The following is a 16,232-nucleotide window of genomic DNA, read 5'->3' as shown; positions in this document are numbered from 1 at the left end:
CTTTAATTTTTTTATTGCTTTTACCCTTCTGGCACTGATTGCTGCCTTAGTTAAACCGCATGCCGGGCGATTTCCGCGCCACTTGTCTCCTGGGTTCCGTTAAAACCATACTCGGCGCGCAAAGTCATTTGTTCTTTTGGTGTCAGACACAATGTCATGATTTCAGCCAGTTTAGAAAAGGTTTCTTTGGTCAGAATATCTTGGAATTGGTCGCGAGAATCAGCCACATAGTCCTCCAAAGTATCTATTTCTTCTTCGTGTCCCGGAACCGGTTCATCTAGAGAAAGAGAATGCTTTGAAGGATAAATACTGGCTAAGGACCGAGCTGTTTCTTCGCCCACACTTCTCAGATGATGATGTATTTCATGAGCGCGGGGAGTATGGCCTAACTTAATTTCTAGTCTTTCAACCTGATTTAAATCCTCTTGGCAACGATGACTATTTAGTGGATTATCTTCCTGGTTAATTAAGTTTTTCATTACTCCCTGGACACGACTAGCATAGAAGGCATCGAAACTATCATTTACAGATGAATCGAATTTTTCTGCAGATTTTCCAATAAGATCTTCGAGCCCGGCCTGAACGATATCTGGAAATGTATTACTATAGGTAGGGAGAAATCTTCTTGCTATCCTTATAGTAGTTTTAAGGTGGCGACCGATAAGTTCTTCTTTCGCAGTTGAGCTTCCTCTGACAGCTTCTTTAACTAGCTTTGCCTCTTCTTCATTAGAAATAGGAGGAAGGTTATCATACCGGCGTAACAGTTTGAAATAAACATCCTCCATGCCACTGATTTGTTCCGTTTCTGAGTTTGCAGACTGGCTCATAGACAAATAGAAAGCTATTAAACATTAGCTACTGCTATTTGTCAAGAGTAAAGACTATAGGTACCTAAAATCCTAGCAGGCCAAGAACCCGATAGATCAACATTCCTGGCCAAACAATGGCTTCAACTACCCCAATTACACTGGACTGAAAACTAGTGGAGTGCTGCAAAAAGTACACCAAAGCTCCCAAAAAACCAAAGCCGTAAATAGCCCCGCTCCCGCCTCCGCCGCCCCAGCAGCGGCATTTGCACTTAACCACTTTCCCATTTTCCTCTTTTGCCATTTTTTCACCTCCCCTCATTCTTATGAAAAGAGTAGCACTAAGAACTTTGGAGAGCAAATTATAAACAGATGTTGAAGGGGCAAAGGGGAAGATCACCGGAGAGGTACCATTTGTTGTTAAACTTCACTAATTTTATAATTTTCCCATCAGAAAGCCGGCAGGTGCCGGAAGTGTCGGTTTTTTCCAGAAGTTTCTGGCAGCCGCGAAAGGCGTAATAGTTTTCGAAACTGCTGTGGGCTTGGCGAAGAGTAATAAATTGCTGGATAGAAAGGCCGCCGAAAACAATGATAATTGCCAAGGCAAGAGCCAGAAAGAGAGTAAGGTGTTTGCGGATTGGTTTCACCGGAATTATTATAGCAAACGTTATCAACAACGTTATTAATAACGTTATTTTGCTGCGGGACATGGATTCGGACCATGATACCGAGATTCAGAGTCTCGTGTCCTACCATTAGACGATCCCGCAAAAAATAGATACCCTGTGTTTTTAGTTCTTATCGAGCAGAGCTCGACCCTACCATAACGCATTTTCTTGCGAAAATGCTCGTCCGCCAGTTGGCGGAGAGACGATCCCGCAAATGCCCCTGTATTATACCCCAAAATCTATGCTAAGCTGGTATCGCAGCCGGGAAGCGAGGTGATTATATGTTTAAACGAGTTTTGAAATATCTGTCCGCTCACCCGGTGTATAACAGCATGGTGCATTTGTTAATCGGCGTCGGGATTGGGATTTTGATTACCTATCCGCTGGTCGTGACGCATCCGATTCGCTGGGCGGCAGTGTTTATTGGTCTGGGAGTTTTGGGCCATGCCTATCCGTTGTGGATAAAAAAGTAGGGGAGCAATTGATTGGTTTCGTGACGTTTTGAATATATTGCGCCGGGCAGTGTCCCGACATAGAATTTTTTAATGCTAAGAACCCGGGAATGTGATGCTTGCGATAATAGAGATTGCAAAATTATCTTAGCTAAGTCCTCCCCGGAAAAAGCCCGTGAAGTGTTTAGAATTTGCCGCGCTACCGTAAGAGCAAATATCAACACGAAAAGATTAAACAAAATATCTGAGACTGTCGGCTTACCAGAGGATTTAGTAAGAGATGTCCTTTCTGATGGTGCTGATCAACCTAATTTTAATAAAGCCCCGACTTTCATTGAATCAATGTCTAGGTTAGACAAGTTGCCAGATGCAGAAAAATATAGGAAACTTCTTGACCCCGCCTGGTTTAACAACGGAAAGTTTAATAAGGAATTAGCTGATGATATGCTGACAGACCCCGAGAGATTTCTGTAAAAAAGCGGGTGTATAATCGCCTCATGAACCTCGCCTATGAGCTGCGCCCCAAAAATTTAAACGAATTTATCGGCCAAAGCCACCTGGTCGGGGAAGGAAAAATTCTTTCCCGGATGATTTCCCAGAAAAATCTTTCTTCGATGATTTTCTGGGGGCCGCCGGGGTCGGGCAAAACCACGCTAGCCCATATCATTGCCAACGCTACCAGCGCTGATTTTCATGCGCTTTCTGCCGTGACGGCCGGAAAAGATGACCTGACGAAAATAGTGGAAACGGCTAGGGAGAACTTGAAAAAGAAACAGCGGACGATACTATTTATAGATGAAATTCATCGCTGGAATAAAGCCCAGCAGGATGCTCTTTTGCCTCATGTCGAAAGCGGATTGATTACATTGATTGGCGCGACGACGGAAAACCCGTCGTTTGAAGTAATCAGCGCCTTACTTTCACGAAGCAGAATATTTGTTTTACAAGGGCTAGGCGTAGATGATCTGAAGAAAATATTGAACCGCGGGGTAAAACAATACAAAAAAACTATCGATAAAGAAGCGGAAGAACTATTAATCCGGCTATCGGGCGGGGACGCCCGGATTATGCTGAACGCCTATGAACTGGCGGCAACAAATTACCGGGTAAAAATCATTACTCCGGAAATAATTAAGGAGGTTTTTCAGACGCAGACGGCCGGGATTTATGACAAGAAAGCCGACGAACACTACAACACTATTTCCGCTTTTATTAAATCGATGCGGGGATCTGATCCGGACGCGGCGTTGTACTATATGGTAAGAATGTTAGAGAACGGGGAAGACCCAAAGTTTATTGCCCGGCGGATGCTGATCTTTGCGGCGGAAGATATCGGGCTGGCGGATCGAGGAGCATTAATCCAGGCGAACGGCTGTTTTGAGGCGGTGACGAAAATCGGTTTGCCGGAAGCGCAGTTGATTCTGGCGGGTACTGTCCTTTATTTGGCTACTTCTAAGAAGTCGAGAGCGGTGGCCAACGCTTTGGAAAAAGCCAGAAGCGCGGTACTGGAATACCCGAACGAACCGATACCCTTGCATATGAGAAATGCCCCAACAAAACTGATGAAAGAACTTGGTTATGCCAAAAACTATCAATGGTCGGAAAAATATGTCGGCCCGACTAACGCAGTCCACTTCTTACCCGATCGGTTGAAGGATCGAAAGTTTTTCGATGATCCAAGAACTGTTCGCTAATCGCGAGCCCGAAGGGCGTGGCGATCTCATAAAATTGAGGACAAGTCTTTCATTAAGAGGTTTTTGCTCCATATTAGTTTTAGCTTCTTAACTCGGGACCAGGATTTAATTTGCTTTTCTCTTTTCAAAGCCGCCTCTAGTGTTGGCACCTCTTCAAAGTAAACTAGCTTGGTAGCGTTATACCAGCTGCTAAAGCCTTGAGACAAATGGTACTTGTGTTCCGTGGCTCTCCGGATCAGGTTTTTAGTGGAACCGGTGTATAAAACCTGGTTGTATTTGTTGGTGGTAATGTAGACAAAGTACTTTTCTTCCATTGCCTACCCAATTATATGGGATTGCCACGTCCGCCGTCCGGCGGACTCGCAATTATAACGAGTTACCGGAAGTTTTTTGAGGATCCCAGGACTGAGGGAAAGAATAACTCCCGAAACACCCAGAATTAATATTCGAACGGTGTCTCCCTGAGAAATTTGTGGTACTAAATAGGTAAAGATCAGGCGCAAAAATAAAGTGTGGCAAAGATAAATTAGATAGGAATATTTACCGATCACTACCAGAGGTAGTCGCCGTAGTTTTTCACCATACACAATCGCCAGGCCGATGACTCCAGTTGAATAGGCAATTACCTGAGGGCGGGAAGTTAAGGTAACCACGATTAGATTAACGCCGTGTTGCCAGGCGTCCAAAGCATTATTAAACATCCAGACGAAACCAAGAAGGGTAATAATCAAAAAAATAAAGTCCGGAATTTTGGGTTTGCCGAAAGCAAAAAAGATTCCCAGGATAAAGTAGTAAATCCAAATCGAGGCGTTACGGTACTGCTCCTGGTCCGGAAGGTTACCAAGAAGACGAAAAGCGATTAACTGAATAATTAAGCCAATTGCTAACAGCAGATACCGTTGTCTTTTTGCAAGAAAAAAAAGAAGCGGAAACAAAAGATAAAACTGAAAAATTACCGGGACAAAATACAGCTGGTAATCCGCGCGGCCCCAAAGAAGACTATCAATAGTGATCGGTTGGCTCAGGGCCAGAGAAATAATGACACTCCACAAAAGATAAAGCGGCAAAAGTTTGGTGACCCGGCGCAGATAGAAATCTATTAAAGAAAGCGACCGGGATAAATATTTTCCGGCGAGCAAATACCCTGATAGAGCAATAAATAGCGGGACGGAAAACCGGACCAGCTGGTCAAAAAATAAACTGGAAACAAAATCTTTTGTTTGGGAAAACCAGAAACCATTAAAGTGCAAGAATACGACAGCCAAAATCGCAATACCTTTCAGGATGTCGATCTCTTTGCGCACAGTGTTATTTTGAAGCCTTTCTAATTTCAGCAAGGATTTCGGCCCGGACTTTTTTGGCCTCGACAGTGATGAGTTTCTCGATATCGGTTATTTCCGCTTTTAGATATTCCATGAGGTTCGGGTCATGGGGCGCGCGGTGAAATTTGGTTAAAAATTCTTCATGCTTTTCCGGGCGCAAATTAATTAAAATCACATCCAAAATCCGGTGATACATATTTTCATCAACCAGGCGGATTAGTTCTTCCCGTTCGATAACGTCAATTTTATAGCGGTCGATTTCGGCCGTTATTTCACGGGTTTCGGTCAAATGATCATAGAAGATTTTTTTCATCGTTAATATTGTACTCCACGGGTCCAAGAGGAATCTTTTTTTCCGGATCGTCAAGAAAAAAGAGAATCACCGGATGGTTTTGCATCCCGTAATTTATGCCCAGATAAGCCATAACTTCCGGCGAGCCGCCGAATTTTTTTCCGGTCCAGATTGACGGTCCGGCGTCGGCCACAGCGGCTACCACCACTTTGCCGTTGACTGGATTTATTACTACCACCCTGCGGAACTTATACCAATCGGAGAGCTTCTTTGTGTCGGTACTCCAATTCGGTAAGTATAAAGTTTGTACAGCTACATACCATTTCTCCGTTTCCGCGTCTTCGACATAACCCCAGCCACCCAGGCCTGGCGTGATTCCTTTATTCACAAACTCACCATGCGCTGCGGCGGTGTCTCCCGGCCAGCGGGGCAGATGTTGTTCAGCGCCCATCCGGCCGTAATCATCATTAAGCTTATTGCCATCAAGACTGGCTTTGGCCTTAATTCCGTAGACTTTTTCCAGCATAGCGCTGACTTTGTCTTCCTCATCAGGATTTAAAGTCCTAATTTCCTTAGGAATAGCACTTGCGAGCAGGTTTTTTAGCTGATTACTGAGATCCTGGGGGATAGTAATACTCAAAGTATGTTCGGAAAGCGCGGTGGCTGCCTGGGCGGGCATACCGGCGTGAGCAGAGACTAAAAGGGTACTGGCCAGAGCTCCCGAAGTCAGGAGATTGGCGGCATGAGTTTTGAATTGGGAGATAACCGGATGATGGGCGGCCAGTTGTTTTTCCGCCTGGAGACTTTTCAGTTTTAACCGGGACCGAAGAAGATCGGTATTAAGCTGCGATTTCATAGGCAGATTTAAGTCTTTCCAAAGTTTCCTTTTCGCCGAGAGTCTGCATGATATCCCAAAGCGGTGGGGTGGCGGTTCTGCCTGTGACCGCGACCCGCAAAGCCATAAAATACTCTCCGACTTTGATATTCTTCTCGGCACAGAAAGCCCGGGCTTTTTCTTCAAGCACTTTCCCGTCGAAATTTTTTTCCAGGACGGAAATAGCGTGACTCAAAATTTGATGATTTTGTTTCTCAGCTTTCGGTTTCTCGAAAAAATATTCAACTAAGTTGTCAAAATCTTTCAAGGTAACCAGCCGGTCACGGACCAGCGGAAGAACTTTTTTAATTTCTTCCAAAGAATGTTTGCTATAACTTTTAATCTTTTTTGCCAACTCCTCATCGCTAAGTCTTTTTATATACTGCTGATTAAACCAGTTCAGTTTATCCGGAACAAATCTTGGATTAGATTTTTGAAAACCATTTTCATCAAAATATTTCACAAACTCTTCAAGAGTAAACATTTCCCGGTTATCTTTTGGCGCCCAGCCTAATAAAATTACAAAATTAAACAAGGCTTCAGATAGGTAACCATCATTCAGGAAATCGGAAATAGAGGTAGAACCTTTTCTTTTTGAGAGCTTGCCGCCTTCCGGAGATTGAATATCAGTCAAATGGCCGATTTCCGGGGCTTGATAACCTAAATATTTGAATACCAATAAATGAATTGGAGTGCTCGACATCCAGTCATAACCACGGAGAATGTGAGTAATACCCATTTCGTGGTCATCAACCGGGGCAGCCAGATGATAGGTGGGAAAGCCGTCGGATTTTAAGAGAACCGGTTCGTAAACATCATTGGTGTTCCATTTTATTTCTTCTTTGAAAACAAAATCCCGATACGAGACAGTTTCATTTTTGGGGATCTTAAGTTTGATAGCCCCCTCCGATTCGTAGGCGTGGCCGGAAGCAACCAATTGTTCAGCGGCCTTTTTATATATTTCCAGGCGCTCTGACTGAACATAATATTCGTTCCAGTTTAGCCCGAAGGTTTTTAACATGTTTTTTAGGGTCTCAATAGCCTCGGGAACATAGCGTTTTTGGTCGGTATCTTCAATCCGTAAAATAAAGTCACCGTTATTGTGTTTGGCTAAAGCATAGGCATAAGCGGCGGTGCGTAAATGACCGATATGCGGCATGCCGGTTGGAGAGGGGGCAAAACGCGTTCGAACCTTATTGTCCATACGATTGAATTATATATGCGTTCCAAGCTATACTCAATTAGAAATTCTGCCCATGGCGACACTGACCGATACCGCGTACATTACCCGCAAAGCGATTAATCTTGGCCTTATCCTGCTGGTTTTGGGAATTGTAGCCAGGATAATTCTGGGGAGCGTGGCCAGCCTGCGGGATGCTTTTTTCCCGCCGCCGCCCCCGCCGCCGACTCAGGCTTTTGGCCGGTTGCCTCTTCCTTCGGCCCAGAACAATATTGCTACACCGTCAGGCAGTATCAGCTATTCTCTGGAAACAGCTGATGGGGGGCTCCCGGCGCTACCTCCGACCCTTCGGGTCTATTTTATGCCTAAATCCAGCTCGTCTTTTGCTGCTTTTGACCGAATGAAAGCTACCGCGGCACAGTTGGGATTTGCCGATGTTCCAGTGCGCTTTTCTGCTACCGCCTGGCGGTTTACTGATGCCGGTAACCCTCTGCGGACACTGGATATTGATGAGGTGACCCAAAATTTCCGGTTGAAATATAACTATCTTTCCGACCAGTCTATTTTTAACGAAAAAAACTTTTCTTCGACCGACCAGGTGGTTAGCGACGCGAGAAATTATTTTCAAAACTTAGGAATTTTGCCCCCGGAGTTTCAGGGTGGCCAGCCGATTGTAACTTTTTACCGTTTTGAGTCCGGCGCTTTGGTTTCCACGACGGCTTTAGCCAATGCTGATGCGGTTGGCGTGACTTTGACCCGGGCGGATTTGGATTCGGGCTCAGCTTTGAAAAAACTGCCGGTGGTTTCCCCGGATTTTCGCCAGGGACTGGTTTCAGTTCTTTTTTCCGGCTCAAATGACAGCAAAAAGCACGTTCTGGAAGCCAGATTTCTGGTCTCTGATGTGGATCAGGAGAACTTTGCTACTTACACCCCGATTTCGGCGTCAGCGGCCTTTGATAAATTGAAAGGGGGTCAGGCGATTTTTGCTTCTCTTCCGGATAGCTTTGGAAATAATGTGACTATTCGTAAAGTGTACCCGGCTTACCTGGACCCTTACCCTGCCCAAAGTTTTCTCCAGCCGGTTCTGGTTTTTTCTGATGAAAAGGGATTTGTGGCCTATGTCCCCCTGATGGCCCAATAGCAGGTTGGGAAGTTACTCGATATTAGTAATAGTATAGGTGAGTTTGCCGGCAGGGGCGTCAACTTCGGCCTTTTCGCCTACCTTTTTACCCAATAATGCTTTTCCTAGGGGGGAACTGCCGGAAATTTTCTTCTCGGCTGGTTTAGCTTCCCAATCACCCACGATGCTAAAAGTTTGCCTTTTGCCGCTAATTGTGACCGTAACTTTACAGCCGACATCAACCGCGCCCTTAGCGCTGGATTTCCCAGCCATGACTGCCTTGGAAATAATGTCTTCCAACTCGTCGACCCGGCCTTCTAGAAATTCCTGCTCCTGTTTACCAAATTGGTAGGCGCTGTTTTCTGAAAGATCTCCGTCTTCCCGGGCTTTTGACACACGGGCAATCACCTCAGGAAGTTTGACATTTTTCAGTTCGTCAAGCTCTTTTTTGAGGGCCTCTAAACCTTCGGCGGTGACCACAAAAGTGTCGTTTTTCATAATAAAAAAGTATTCTATAAAACAAAAAGGCCAGCCAAAACGAGGCGGCTGAACCTGTTCAAATTAGCGTAGCTGTGCTATTATAGCCTGATACATAAAGTTGTCAAGTAGCCATTTCCGGCGCCTTCGTCTAGTGGTCCAGGACGGCTGGTTCTCATCCAGCAAATCACCGGTTCGACTCCGGTAGGCGCTACCATAAAATTCCTTCTTGCAACCTCCGGGAAAAGTTTATATTCTAATTTCGTGGCCCGCTTTCTCCCTCTGATTGTCGGTCTGGTTGTCTTGATAGCGGCAATTACCTGGCCCCGGTCCGAACTGACCTCTAAAGCTTTTGTTCAGGAAATTTATAATGCTTCCGGTCAACTCGATCCCACGGCCAGCAAGGGTGTCTGGTTTAATAAAGATGTCTCCGTGCCTGATGATGAATTAGCCAGAATTATTGGGCAAATTCCTCCGGTTTTGGGAGCGAGCACCGGGACAAAATGGATTGATGTCGATCTGACAACTCAAACACTGCGGGCTTATGAAGGTGACACAGTTGTCTATCAATTTCCCGTCAGCACGGGCCTTCCCTGGTTTCCCACGGTTACCGGAAGTTTTCGGATTTGGGCTAAAATTAAGGCTCAGCGGATGACGGGTGGGGATGTGGCCGCCGGAACTTTTTATGATTTACCCAATGTTCCTTTTGTCCAATATTTTTATAAAGGCTATGGTTTGCACGGCACTTACTGGCATCATGATTTTGGTAAGCCCCGGTCGCACGGCTGTGTTAATTTGAGTATTCCTGACGCGGAAAAACTTTTTTACTGGACTAATCCTGCTCTTCCCGACGGTAAATATTCTCTGACTAACATCGATCCTAACGAGAGTACGCAAGTCATCATCCACGGCACCACCCCTACCAACATTTATTAGTCTCTGCTAAGATTAGGCTACTATGGCCGAACCGATCGAAAATCTGCGGAAAGTCCGTCTGGAAAAACTGGAAAAAATCAGGGCGTTCGGGATAAATCCTTACCCGTCAAAATTTGCTAAAAAGCAGACGGTCGCCCAGAGCCGGACAATGCTGGACAAAAGAGTCCAAACTGCCGGGCGGATTACTACCTTTCGGGCTCACGGCGCCATTGTTTTTGCCGATCTTGTCGACGAGAGCGGAGAAATCCAGCTTCTCTTTCATAAAGACGAGTTGCTGGATCTTTTGGATATCGGCGATTTTGTCGGAGTAATCGGCAAAATGGTGACTACCAAAGCCGGCGAGATCACAATTGATGTTGAAAAGTACGAGCTTCTTTCGAAATCTCTTAGACCGCTGCCCAGCGAGTGGTTTGGAATTAAAGACGAGGAAACAAGGTTTCGTCAGAGATATCTTGATCTAATTCTTAATCCCGATTTAAAGATTCTCTTTCGAAAGAAAGCGGTTTTCTGGCAAAGCATGCGCGATTTTTTGATCAACAAAGGTTTTCTGGAAGTAGAAACTCCTGCTTTAGAAGCCACGGCGGGCGGAGCCAGCGCCAATCCGTTTAAAACTCATCATGACGCCCTAGATATCGATTTATTTCTTCGAATTTCTATGGGAGAGCTATGGCAAAAAAGGTTAATGGTGGCCGGGTTTGAAAAAACTTTTGAAATTGGCCGGCAATTCCGCAATGAGGGACTTTCACGCGAGCATCTTCAGGACTATACCCAGATGGAATTTTATTGGGCTTATGCCAACTTCGAGGACAGTATGGCATTGGTTGAAAAGATGTATAAATTTGTCGCCGCCACGACTTTTGGTAAACTGGAATTTGAGATTAACGGCCATAAAATCAGTCTGGATAAAAAGTGGGGAAGAATTGATTATCGGGAAACGATTAAAAAAACGACCGGAAAAGATGTGGATAAGATGACTGACGCAGCCGAAATTGATCAACTTTGGAAGTCGGTGCGCAAAGATATTTCCGGTCCGGTGTTTTTGACCGGCCACCCGGTAGCAGTTTCGCCTCTGGCGAAACGATCTGAAGAAGATCCGCAAACGACAGAGAGATATCAGGTAATCATTGCCGGCAGTGAAGTGGGTAATGGTTACTCTGAACTAAACGATCCGCTTGACCAAGAAGAAAGATTTCAAAAACAACAGGAAGCGAGAAATAAAGGAGATTTGGAAGCCCAAATGGAAGACCGGGATTTTGTAACTGCCTTGGAATATGGTATGCCGCCGGTGACCGGTTTTGGAGTGAGCGAAAGGTTATTTGCATTCTTAGCCAACCTTCCTGTTCGGGAAGCGGTGTTATTTCCCCTGATGCGTCCCGAATAAAATGAATATCAGCCGTAGTCAGGCGCTGGATCTTCTCCACTCGAAAATGCAAAACCAAAACCTGCGACGACACTGTTATAGTGTCGAAGCGGTTATGCGTGCCTTGGCAAAACATTTCGACGGCAATGAGGATGTCTGGGGAATTGTGGGATTGCTACACGACGGCGATTACGAACAGACAAAAGAGGATATGGCTAACCATTCAGTTTTAATGGCAAAATGGGTACAGGATCTGGGGGAAACGGATAAAGATATTGTCAGCGGTATCAAATCCCACGGTGCGTCACATCGGGGGGAAGAACCAAAGAACAAAATGGAATGGTCCCTGTTTTGCTGTGACGAATTAACCGGTTTAATAGTAGCTACGACGGTAGTGCAACCGGATAAGAAGTTGTCTGGAGTGACAGTCGAAAAAGTTCTCGACAAATTTAAGACCAAATCTTTCGCCGCCGGGGCAAAGCGTGAGAATATTGTCCTTTGTGAAGAAAAACTGGGAATTCCTTTGCCGCAGTTTGTGGGAATTGCTTTGAGGGCGATGAAGGAGATCGCGCCGGAAATTGGATTGTAGGTTGCTTAAGTAACTTAAGTATCTTAAGATACTTAAGACTATGTTAGACATTAAGTATATTCGCGAACATCCTGAAGAAGTTAGGCAAAATATCATTAACCGCCGGGTTGATCCGGCGAGAGCTGATGTGGACAAACTCCTGCTTTTGGACGGACGCAAAAACAAACTGATTGTCGAAATTGAGACAATGCGCGCAACCCGAAATCGTTTGGCTGAAGAGCTTAAAGACGAGAAAAAGCGCACTCCCGAAAAAATAGACGAAGGAAAAAAACTCAAAGAAGGCATTGATATTTTAGAAAAAGAACTGGCGGAAGTGGAGACCGATTTCCAAAATGTTATGGATTGGATTCCGAATATGCTTCTTCCTGATGTGCCAATCGGAAAGGGCGAAGATGATAATTTGGAAATTAAAGCCTGGACACCAAAAGAGGGAAATTTTCCCAAAGATAAATTGGGGCTTAAAGATTCTTCCGAAAAATGGATGCCCGCTTTTAAATTTCCGGCTAAAGACCATGTGGAATTGGGAAAAGAGTTAGACATTGTTGACACCGAACAGAGCGCCTTGGTTTCCGGCAGTCGTTTTTACTATTTGAAAAACGAAGCGGTTTTGTTGCAGTACGCTGTCTTTGAACTCTTAAAAGAAAAACTTCTTAAAGAAGGTTTTACTCCAATGGTTGTCCCTCTTTTAGTTAAGGGGCGGGTCTTATATGGTTCCTCTCATTTTCCTGGAGACGCCGATCAGGTTTATAAGATCGAAAATAAAAATGTGGAAGAAAATACCGATCTCTACCTGGTCGGTTCTTCAGAGCCGTCGCTTTTTGGTTACTACCTGGACAAAACTTTGGACCATACTCAATTGCCCCAAAAGTTCTTCGCCATTACTTCCTGTTTCCGTTCAGAGGTTGGATCCTGGGGTAAAGATGTCCGGGGGATAAAAAGAGTCCATCAGTTTGATAAATTGGAGATGGATACTCTGACTTTGCCGGAAAAATCCGGAGAAATGCAGGACTATCTTTTGGGAATAAATGAATGGCTGCTGCAACAGTTGAAGCTGCCTTATCATGTTATTTTGATGTGTAGCGGTGACGCCGGTTATTTTGCCACAGCCAAAAAATACGATTTTGAAGTTTGGCTACCGGTCTCCAAAACTTTTGTCGAGATGGGAAGCGACACCGATGCAACTGATTTCCAGGCCCGACGCTACAACACTAAATTTGTCACCAAAGACGGAGAAAAAGAGTTTGTTCATAATGTTAATGACACCGGCATAACCAACGCCAGAACAATCATCGCTATTTTGGAGAATTACCAAAATCCCGATGGAACGGTGACGGTGCCGGAAGTACTGCAAAAATATGTCGGCAGAAAATTGATTACTCCCCAAAAATAATTTTATCAGGGTTGACAAATCTTCCTTCTCTGCTATTCTGAAAAAAGTTTTCAATAAATTTCCATAAAAGATGAAACAAAAAAACGTCCGGCCCGCAAAAGTTACGGTTTTGTATAACGAAATTACTTCTCTTTCCTGCGGAGACAAAGATGCCATTCTTTCCGAAGAAGGCGGCAGGGAAGATGCCAGAGCGATTGCCAAAGCCCTTTCTTCTGATGGTTACAAACCGGAGATTTTTGAATTAACTCCGGAAAATATCAGTGACTTAAACAAAATTAAGACCGATCTTTTTTTTAATCTTTGCGACGGAATTGGCAATCTGCCTAAAACCGAACACAAAGTTCCGGAAATCCTGGACCAGATGAGTTTGCCCTACACGGGAGCCAATGCTTCATCGTTGATCTTAACAACGAACAAGGTCTTAACTAAAAAAATTTTCGAACAAAATAATATTCCCACGCCCGCCTATGCAGTTTTCGAAACGGTTCCTGATGAGTTGCCGTCGAAATTGGAGTTTCCGTTATTTGCTAAACCGGTAGCTGAAGATTGCAGTCTGGGAATTAATAATGAATCGGTTATCAAAAATTTATCACAACTGCGCCGGGCAGTAAAAAGATTGCTAAAAAAATATAACCAACCGGTTCTTGTGGAAGAGTATATCGCCGGCCGGGAATTTAATGTAACTATCATGGGAAACGGCGCGCAAGCCCGGGTATTGCCGATTTCGGAAATTGTCTTTGGAAAATTTTATGTCGGTAAACCGAAGTTTGTGGATTTTAAGGCCAAATGGCTGGAGTCTTCGTTATACTTCCGCAATACCGTTGGTGTCTGCCCGGCAAAAATTGATGCTGCTTTAAAACGCAAAATCGAAAAACTGGCTCTAAAAGCTTATTTTGCCTGCGGCGGTCGGGATTATGCCCGGGTAGATATCCGGCTTAGCCGCGATGAAGTTCCATATTTCCTGGAAGTTAATCTGAATTGTGACATTTCTCCCCAGATGGGAGCCTCAAGATCGGCTAAAGCTTCAGGGCTAAGTTACAGCCAGTTTATTGGCAAGCTGGCTCATATTGCTGCCCAGAGATACGCTTCATAGATGAAAATCACAGTAGTTTATAACCAGGTGACTTCCCTAGAACATGGTGATCCTCAGGATATTCTGGCCGATGAGGATACGGTTAAAACGGCCAAAGAGATTGCGGCAACTTTGGTTTCCGCCGGCCACCAGGCTGATCTGTTTGAAATAAATGAAAAAACAATACCGGAGCTTCTGAAAAAAGATACTGACTTCTTCTTTAATAATGCCTATGGTATCGGCAGCGCTGATAAAAGTGAGGGAGATGTTGCCGATGTTTTGAAGCGCACGGGAAAACCATATTCCGGATCGGACTCCCGGGCCATCATTTTAACGGATAATAAAATTGCTACTAAAAAGGTTTTGGAGTCGCAAAATTTGCCGACACCGGCTTATCAGGTTTTTACAGAAGGGACCAGGTGGGACCAGAAAATGCGGTTTCCGCTAATTATTAAACCCAGCAATGAACATTGCAGTCTGGGAATAACGGAAAAATCTGTCGTAGATAATCCTGTCGATCTTTATGAACGGGCAGAACAGTTGCAGCAAAAATACGCCGAGCCGGTTTTTGCCGAGGAATATATTGCCGGCCGGGAGGCTAACGTTACGGTTTTGGGAAATGGTGCTCAGGCGGTTGCCTTGCCGATTTCGGAAATTGTTTTCGGGCCGTCATTCGCCGGAAAATACAAGATTGTCGATTTTGCGGCTAAATGGGAAGAAAATTCGGTGGCTTACAAAGAAACTGTCGGGGTTAGCCCGGCGGATTTGCCGGGAGATTTGGAAACGCAAATTAGAGAACTAGCAGTTAGGGCTGTTCAGGTAACAGGTTGTTATGATTATACCCGAGTAGATTTTCGTATCAGCGAGGAATGGAGGCCATACATTTTAGAAGTCAATGCCAATCCGGCCATTGGTCCTAATGACGGAGCGATCAGATCTGCCAGGGTGGCCGGTTACACCTACCCCCAATTTTTACAAAAAGTTATCGATGTTGCGCTTACTAGATTCTAAATATAACGGTATCATCAAAGTAAAAAGTTTCTTCTGGCAAAAGTCTGTTTGGGTGGGAGGAGTGGAACAATCCGGACCTTTAGTAAAATCAGTCTGGCAGAGAGCCATTAACAATATAGCATTGGATCAATGTAGCAATGTCCTGATTCTTGGTTTAGGTTGCGGAACAGCTGCTAGGATAATTTCCCAAAAGTATCCCCATGCAAAAATTACCGGTGTCGAAATTGACCCGATAATGATCGATATTGGTAAAAAATATTTTGCCCTTGACAAAATACCCAACTTAAAGATTTTGGTTAAAGATGCCCGTCATTTCCGGTCCATCGGGAGATTTGATTTAGTATTGGTCGATATTTATGTCGGTGCGAAACAGGTAAGAATTTCCCGACTGAAGAAATTTTTGGCGCCAACGGGGCAGATTTTGGTAAATTGTTTACGGTTAAAAGAAGGTTATATAAATCTGGTGGAGGTTTGTCATTAAATAATTTGGTGGCTGCGGAGAAGCAGGTGCCTGAGCGTGTCGTTTGAAACAAAATTCTGCTCCGGGGTTTTTTGACGGACGCTAGTTGGCGGTATTTTTCCTGAGGTGTATAAACGGCGCCAAAACTCGTTGGCAATTTCCCGGCGGGTGGCGGGTGAAGTTTGACTGTTATTTATTTCTGCAGCAACATTTTTGATTCTTTCTTTAACCATGGGCCAGGGAACACTGTTATTTTTTATTTCTTGGAGAATTTCACCCAAACCTTCGCTTTGAGAATCAGCTTGTTGTTTGGCGTCCCAGTCACTGGACATGGCGTTATAAATATAGGCAAAAAGTTGTCTGGCACAGAGATCCACTTTTTGCAAGGTGGCTTCCTGTCCTGAAGTAAGGCCGGTTTTGCCATGATAAATATGGATGCCCCTTTCCTGGGGAACTCTCGTGGCGTTGATCCCGACCATTGCCAGTTTTTTAATAATTTCCGGTTTTGGCACGAGAGCATTATATTCCA

21 protein-coding genes and 2 tRNA genes are annotated in these 16,232 nt (G+C 44.6%); 12 read left to right on the top strand and 11 right to left on the bottom strand.

Features of this window, described 5'->3' with window-relative positions; translation table 11 throughout:
- Positions 1–50: 50 nt before the first annotated feature.
- From M1403_01800 to M1403_01785, 4 genes are all read right to left on the bottom strand, one after another.
- On the bottom strand, positions 51–827 hold the full coding sequence (locus M1403_01800; GenBank protein MCL4397741.1) for a hypothetical protein: 777 nt from the start codon (positions 825–827) through the stop codon (positions 51–53).
- Between the two features lie 64 nt (positions 828–891).
- Positions 892–1,110 (bottom strand): hypothetical protein, encoded by a 219-nt coding sequence (locus M1403_01795; GenBank protein MCL4397740.1) that lies wholly within the window; start codon positions 1,108–1,110, stop codon positions 892–894.
- Positions 1,111–1,168: 58 nt separating this feature from the next.
- The gene (locus M1403_01790; GenBank protein MCL4397739.1) at positions 1,169–1,453 is read right to left on the bottom strand and encodes a hypothetical protein; all 285 of its coding nucleotides are present in this window, start codon (positions 1,451–1,453) and stop codon (positions 1,169–1,171) included.
- Positions 1,454–1,505: 52 nt separating this feature from the next.
- Positions 1,506–1,576: transfer RNA gene (locus tag M1403_01785), tRNA-Gln, on the bottom strand.
- 179 nt (positions 1,577–1,755) lie between these two features.
- On the opposite strand from M1403_01785, the gene M1403_01780 reads away from it, so the two are divergent.
- From M1403_01780 to M1403_01770, 3 genes are all read left to right on the top strand, one after another.
- Positions 1,756–1,947: a hypothetical protein gene (locus M1403_01780; GenBank protein ID MCL4397738.1), complete on the top strand. Its 192-nt coding sequence runs from the start codon at positions 1,756–1,758 to the stop codon at positions 1,945–1,947.
- Positions 1,948–2,019: 72 nt separating this feature from the next.
- Positions 2,020–2,400, top strand: coding sequence for a hypothetical protein (locus M1403_01775; protein MCL4397737.1), 381 nt, complete (start codon positions 2,020–2,022; stop codon positions 2,398–2,400).
- 23 nt (positions 2,401–2,423) lie between these two features.
- The gene (locus tag M1403_01770) at positions 2,424–3,620 is read left to right on the top strand and encodes a replication-associated recombination protein A (GenBank protein ID MCL4397736.1); all 1,197 of its coding nucleotides are present in this window, start codon (positions 2,424–2,426) and stop codon (positions 3,618–3,620) included.
- Between the two features lie 26 nt (positions 3,621–3,646).
- Here M1403_01770 and M1403_01765 read toward each other — a convergent pair whose 3' ends face one another.
- From M1403_01765 to M1403_01745, 5 genes are read right to left on the bottom strand one after another with little or no spacing between them, the layout of a single operon-like run.
- On the bottom strand, positions 3,647–3,934 hold the full coding sequence (locus tag M1403_01765) for a GIY-YIG nuclease family protein (protein ID MCL4397735.1): 288 nt from the start codon (positions 3,932–3,934) through the stop codon (positions 3,647–3,649).
- A gap of 3 nt (positions 3,935–3,937) precedes the next feature.
- Positions 3,938–4,924 carry an acyltransferase gene (locus tag M1403_01760; GenBank protein MCL4397734.1) on the bottom strand — a complete coding sequence of 329 codons (987 nt, stop codon included), beginning with the start codon at positions 4,922–4,924 and terminating at the stop codon, positions 3,938–3,940.
- A 4-nt stretch (positions 4,925–4,928) separates the two neighbouring features.
- The gene (locus tag M1403_01755) at positions 4,929–5,255 is read right to left on the bottom strand and encodes a hypothetical protein (protein MCL4397733.1); all 327 of its coding nucleotides are present in this window, start codon (positions 5,253–5,255) and stop codon (positions 4,929–4,931) included.
- The gene (locus M1403_01750) at positions 5,236–6,090 is read right to left on the bottom strand and encodes a hypothetical protein (GenBank protein ID MCL4397732.1); all 855 of its coding nucleotides are present in this window, start codon (positions 6,088–6,090) and stop codon (positions 5,236–5,238) included. The genes M1403_01755 and M1403_01750 overlap by 20 nt, the downstream gene beginning before the upstream one ends.
- Positions 6,074–7,312 (bottom strand): glutamate--tRNA ligase, encoded by a 1,239-nt coding sequence (locus M1403_01745; GenBank protein ID MCL4397731.1) that lies wholly within the window; start codon positions 7,310–7,312, stop codon positions 6,074–6,076. Before M1403_01745 ends, M1403_01750 begins: the two co-directional genes overlap by 17 nt.
- Positions 7,313–7,364: 52 nt before the next feature.
- Here M1403_01745 and M1403_01740 point away from each other — a divergent pair, with 52 nt between their 5' ends.
- A complete protein-coding gene (locus M1403_01740) occupies positions 7,365–8,429 on the top strand; it encodes a hypothetical protein (protein MCL4397730.1) in 1,065 nt (354 codons plus the stop codon).
- A gap of 12 nt (positions 8,430–8,441) precedes the next feature.
- On the opposite strand, the gene greA is transcribed toward M1403_01740, so the two are convergent.
- The gene (greA, locus tag M1403_01735; GenBank protein ID MCL4397729.1) at positions 8,442–8,906 is read right to left on the bottom strand and encodes a transcription elongation factor GreA; all 465 of its coding nucleotides are present in this window, start codon (positions 8,904–8,906) and stop codon (positions 8,442–8,444) included.
- Positions 8,907–9,025: 119 nt separating this feature from the next.
- Here greA and M1403_01730 point away from each other — a divergent pair.
- From M1403_01730 to M1403_01695, 8 genes are all read left to right on the top strand, one after another.
- A tRNA-Glu gene (locus M1403_01730) sits at positions 9,026–9,102 on the top strand.
- Positions 9,103–9,149: 47 nt separating this feature from the next.
- On the top strand, positions 9,150–9,821 hold the full coding sequence (locus M1403_01725) for a L,D-transpeptidase (GenBank protein MCL4397728.1): 672 nt from the start codon (positions 9,150–9,152) through the stop codon (positions 9,819–9,821).
- 22 nt (positions 9,822–9,843) lie between these two features.
- On the top strand, positions 9,844–11,202 hold the full coding sequence (locus tag M1403_01720) for an OB-fold nucleic acid binding domain-containing protein (GenBank protein ID MCL4397727.1): 1,359 nt from the start codon (positions 9,844–9,846) through the stop codon (positions 11,200–11,202).
- A gap of 1 nt (position 11,203) precedes the next feature.
- A complete protein-coding gene (locus M1403_01715) occupies positions 11,204–11,770 on the top strand; it encodes an HDIG domain-containing protein (protein MCL4397726.1) in 567 nt (188 codons plus the stop codon).
- A 40-nt stretch (positions 11,771–11,810) separates the two neighbouring features.
- The gene (gene serS / locus M1403_01710; protein MCL4397725.1) at positions 11,811–13,160 is read left to right on the top strand and encodes a serine--tRNA ligase; all 1,350 of its coding nucleotides are present in this window, start codon (positions 11,811–11,813) and stop codon (positions 13,158–13,160) included.
- A gap of 70 nt (positions 13,161–13,230) precedes the next feature.
- Entirely contained in the window at positions 13,231–14,253 is a 1,023-nt protein-coding gene (locus M1403_01705) for an ATP-grasp domain-containing protein (protein MCL4397724.1), read from the top strand.
- Complete coding sequence (locus M1403_01700; protein MCL4397723.1) at positions 14,254–15,243, top strand: ATP-grasp domain-containing protein; 990 nt, start codon at positions 14,254–14,256, stop codon at positions 15,241–15,243.
- Positions 15,221–15,724, top strand: coding sequence for a methyltransferase domain-containing protein (locus M1403_01695; GenBank protein ID MCL4397722.1), 504 nt, complete (start codon positions 15,221–15,223; stop codon positions 15,722–15,724). Before M1403_01700 ends, M1403_01695 begins: the two co-directional genes overlap by 23 nt.
- On the opposite strand, the gene M1403_01690 is transcribed toward M1403_01695, so the two are convergent.
- Positions 15,721–16,215, bottom strand: coding sequence for a hypothetical protein (locus M1403_01690; protein MCL4397721.1), 495 nt, complete (start codon positions 16,213–16,215; stop codon positions 15,721–15,723). The two genes, M1403_01695 and M1403_01690, sit on opposite strands and share 4 nt — an antisense overlap.
- Positions 16,216–16,232: the final 17 nt, after the last annotated feature.

The sequence above is a fragment of the Patescibacteria group bacterium genome, from assembly GCA_023380635.1.
GTDB lineage: Bacteria > Patescibacteriota > Microgenomatia > JAMCZE01 > JAMCZE01 > JAMCRP01.
The sequence above is the reverse complement of the archived record's forward strand: the minus strand, read 5'-3'. Positions and strand labels throughout refer to the sequence as shown.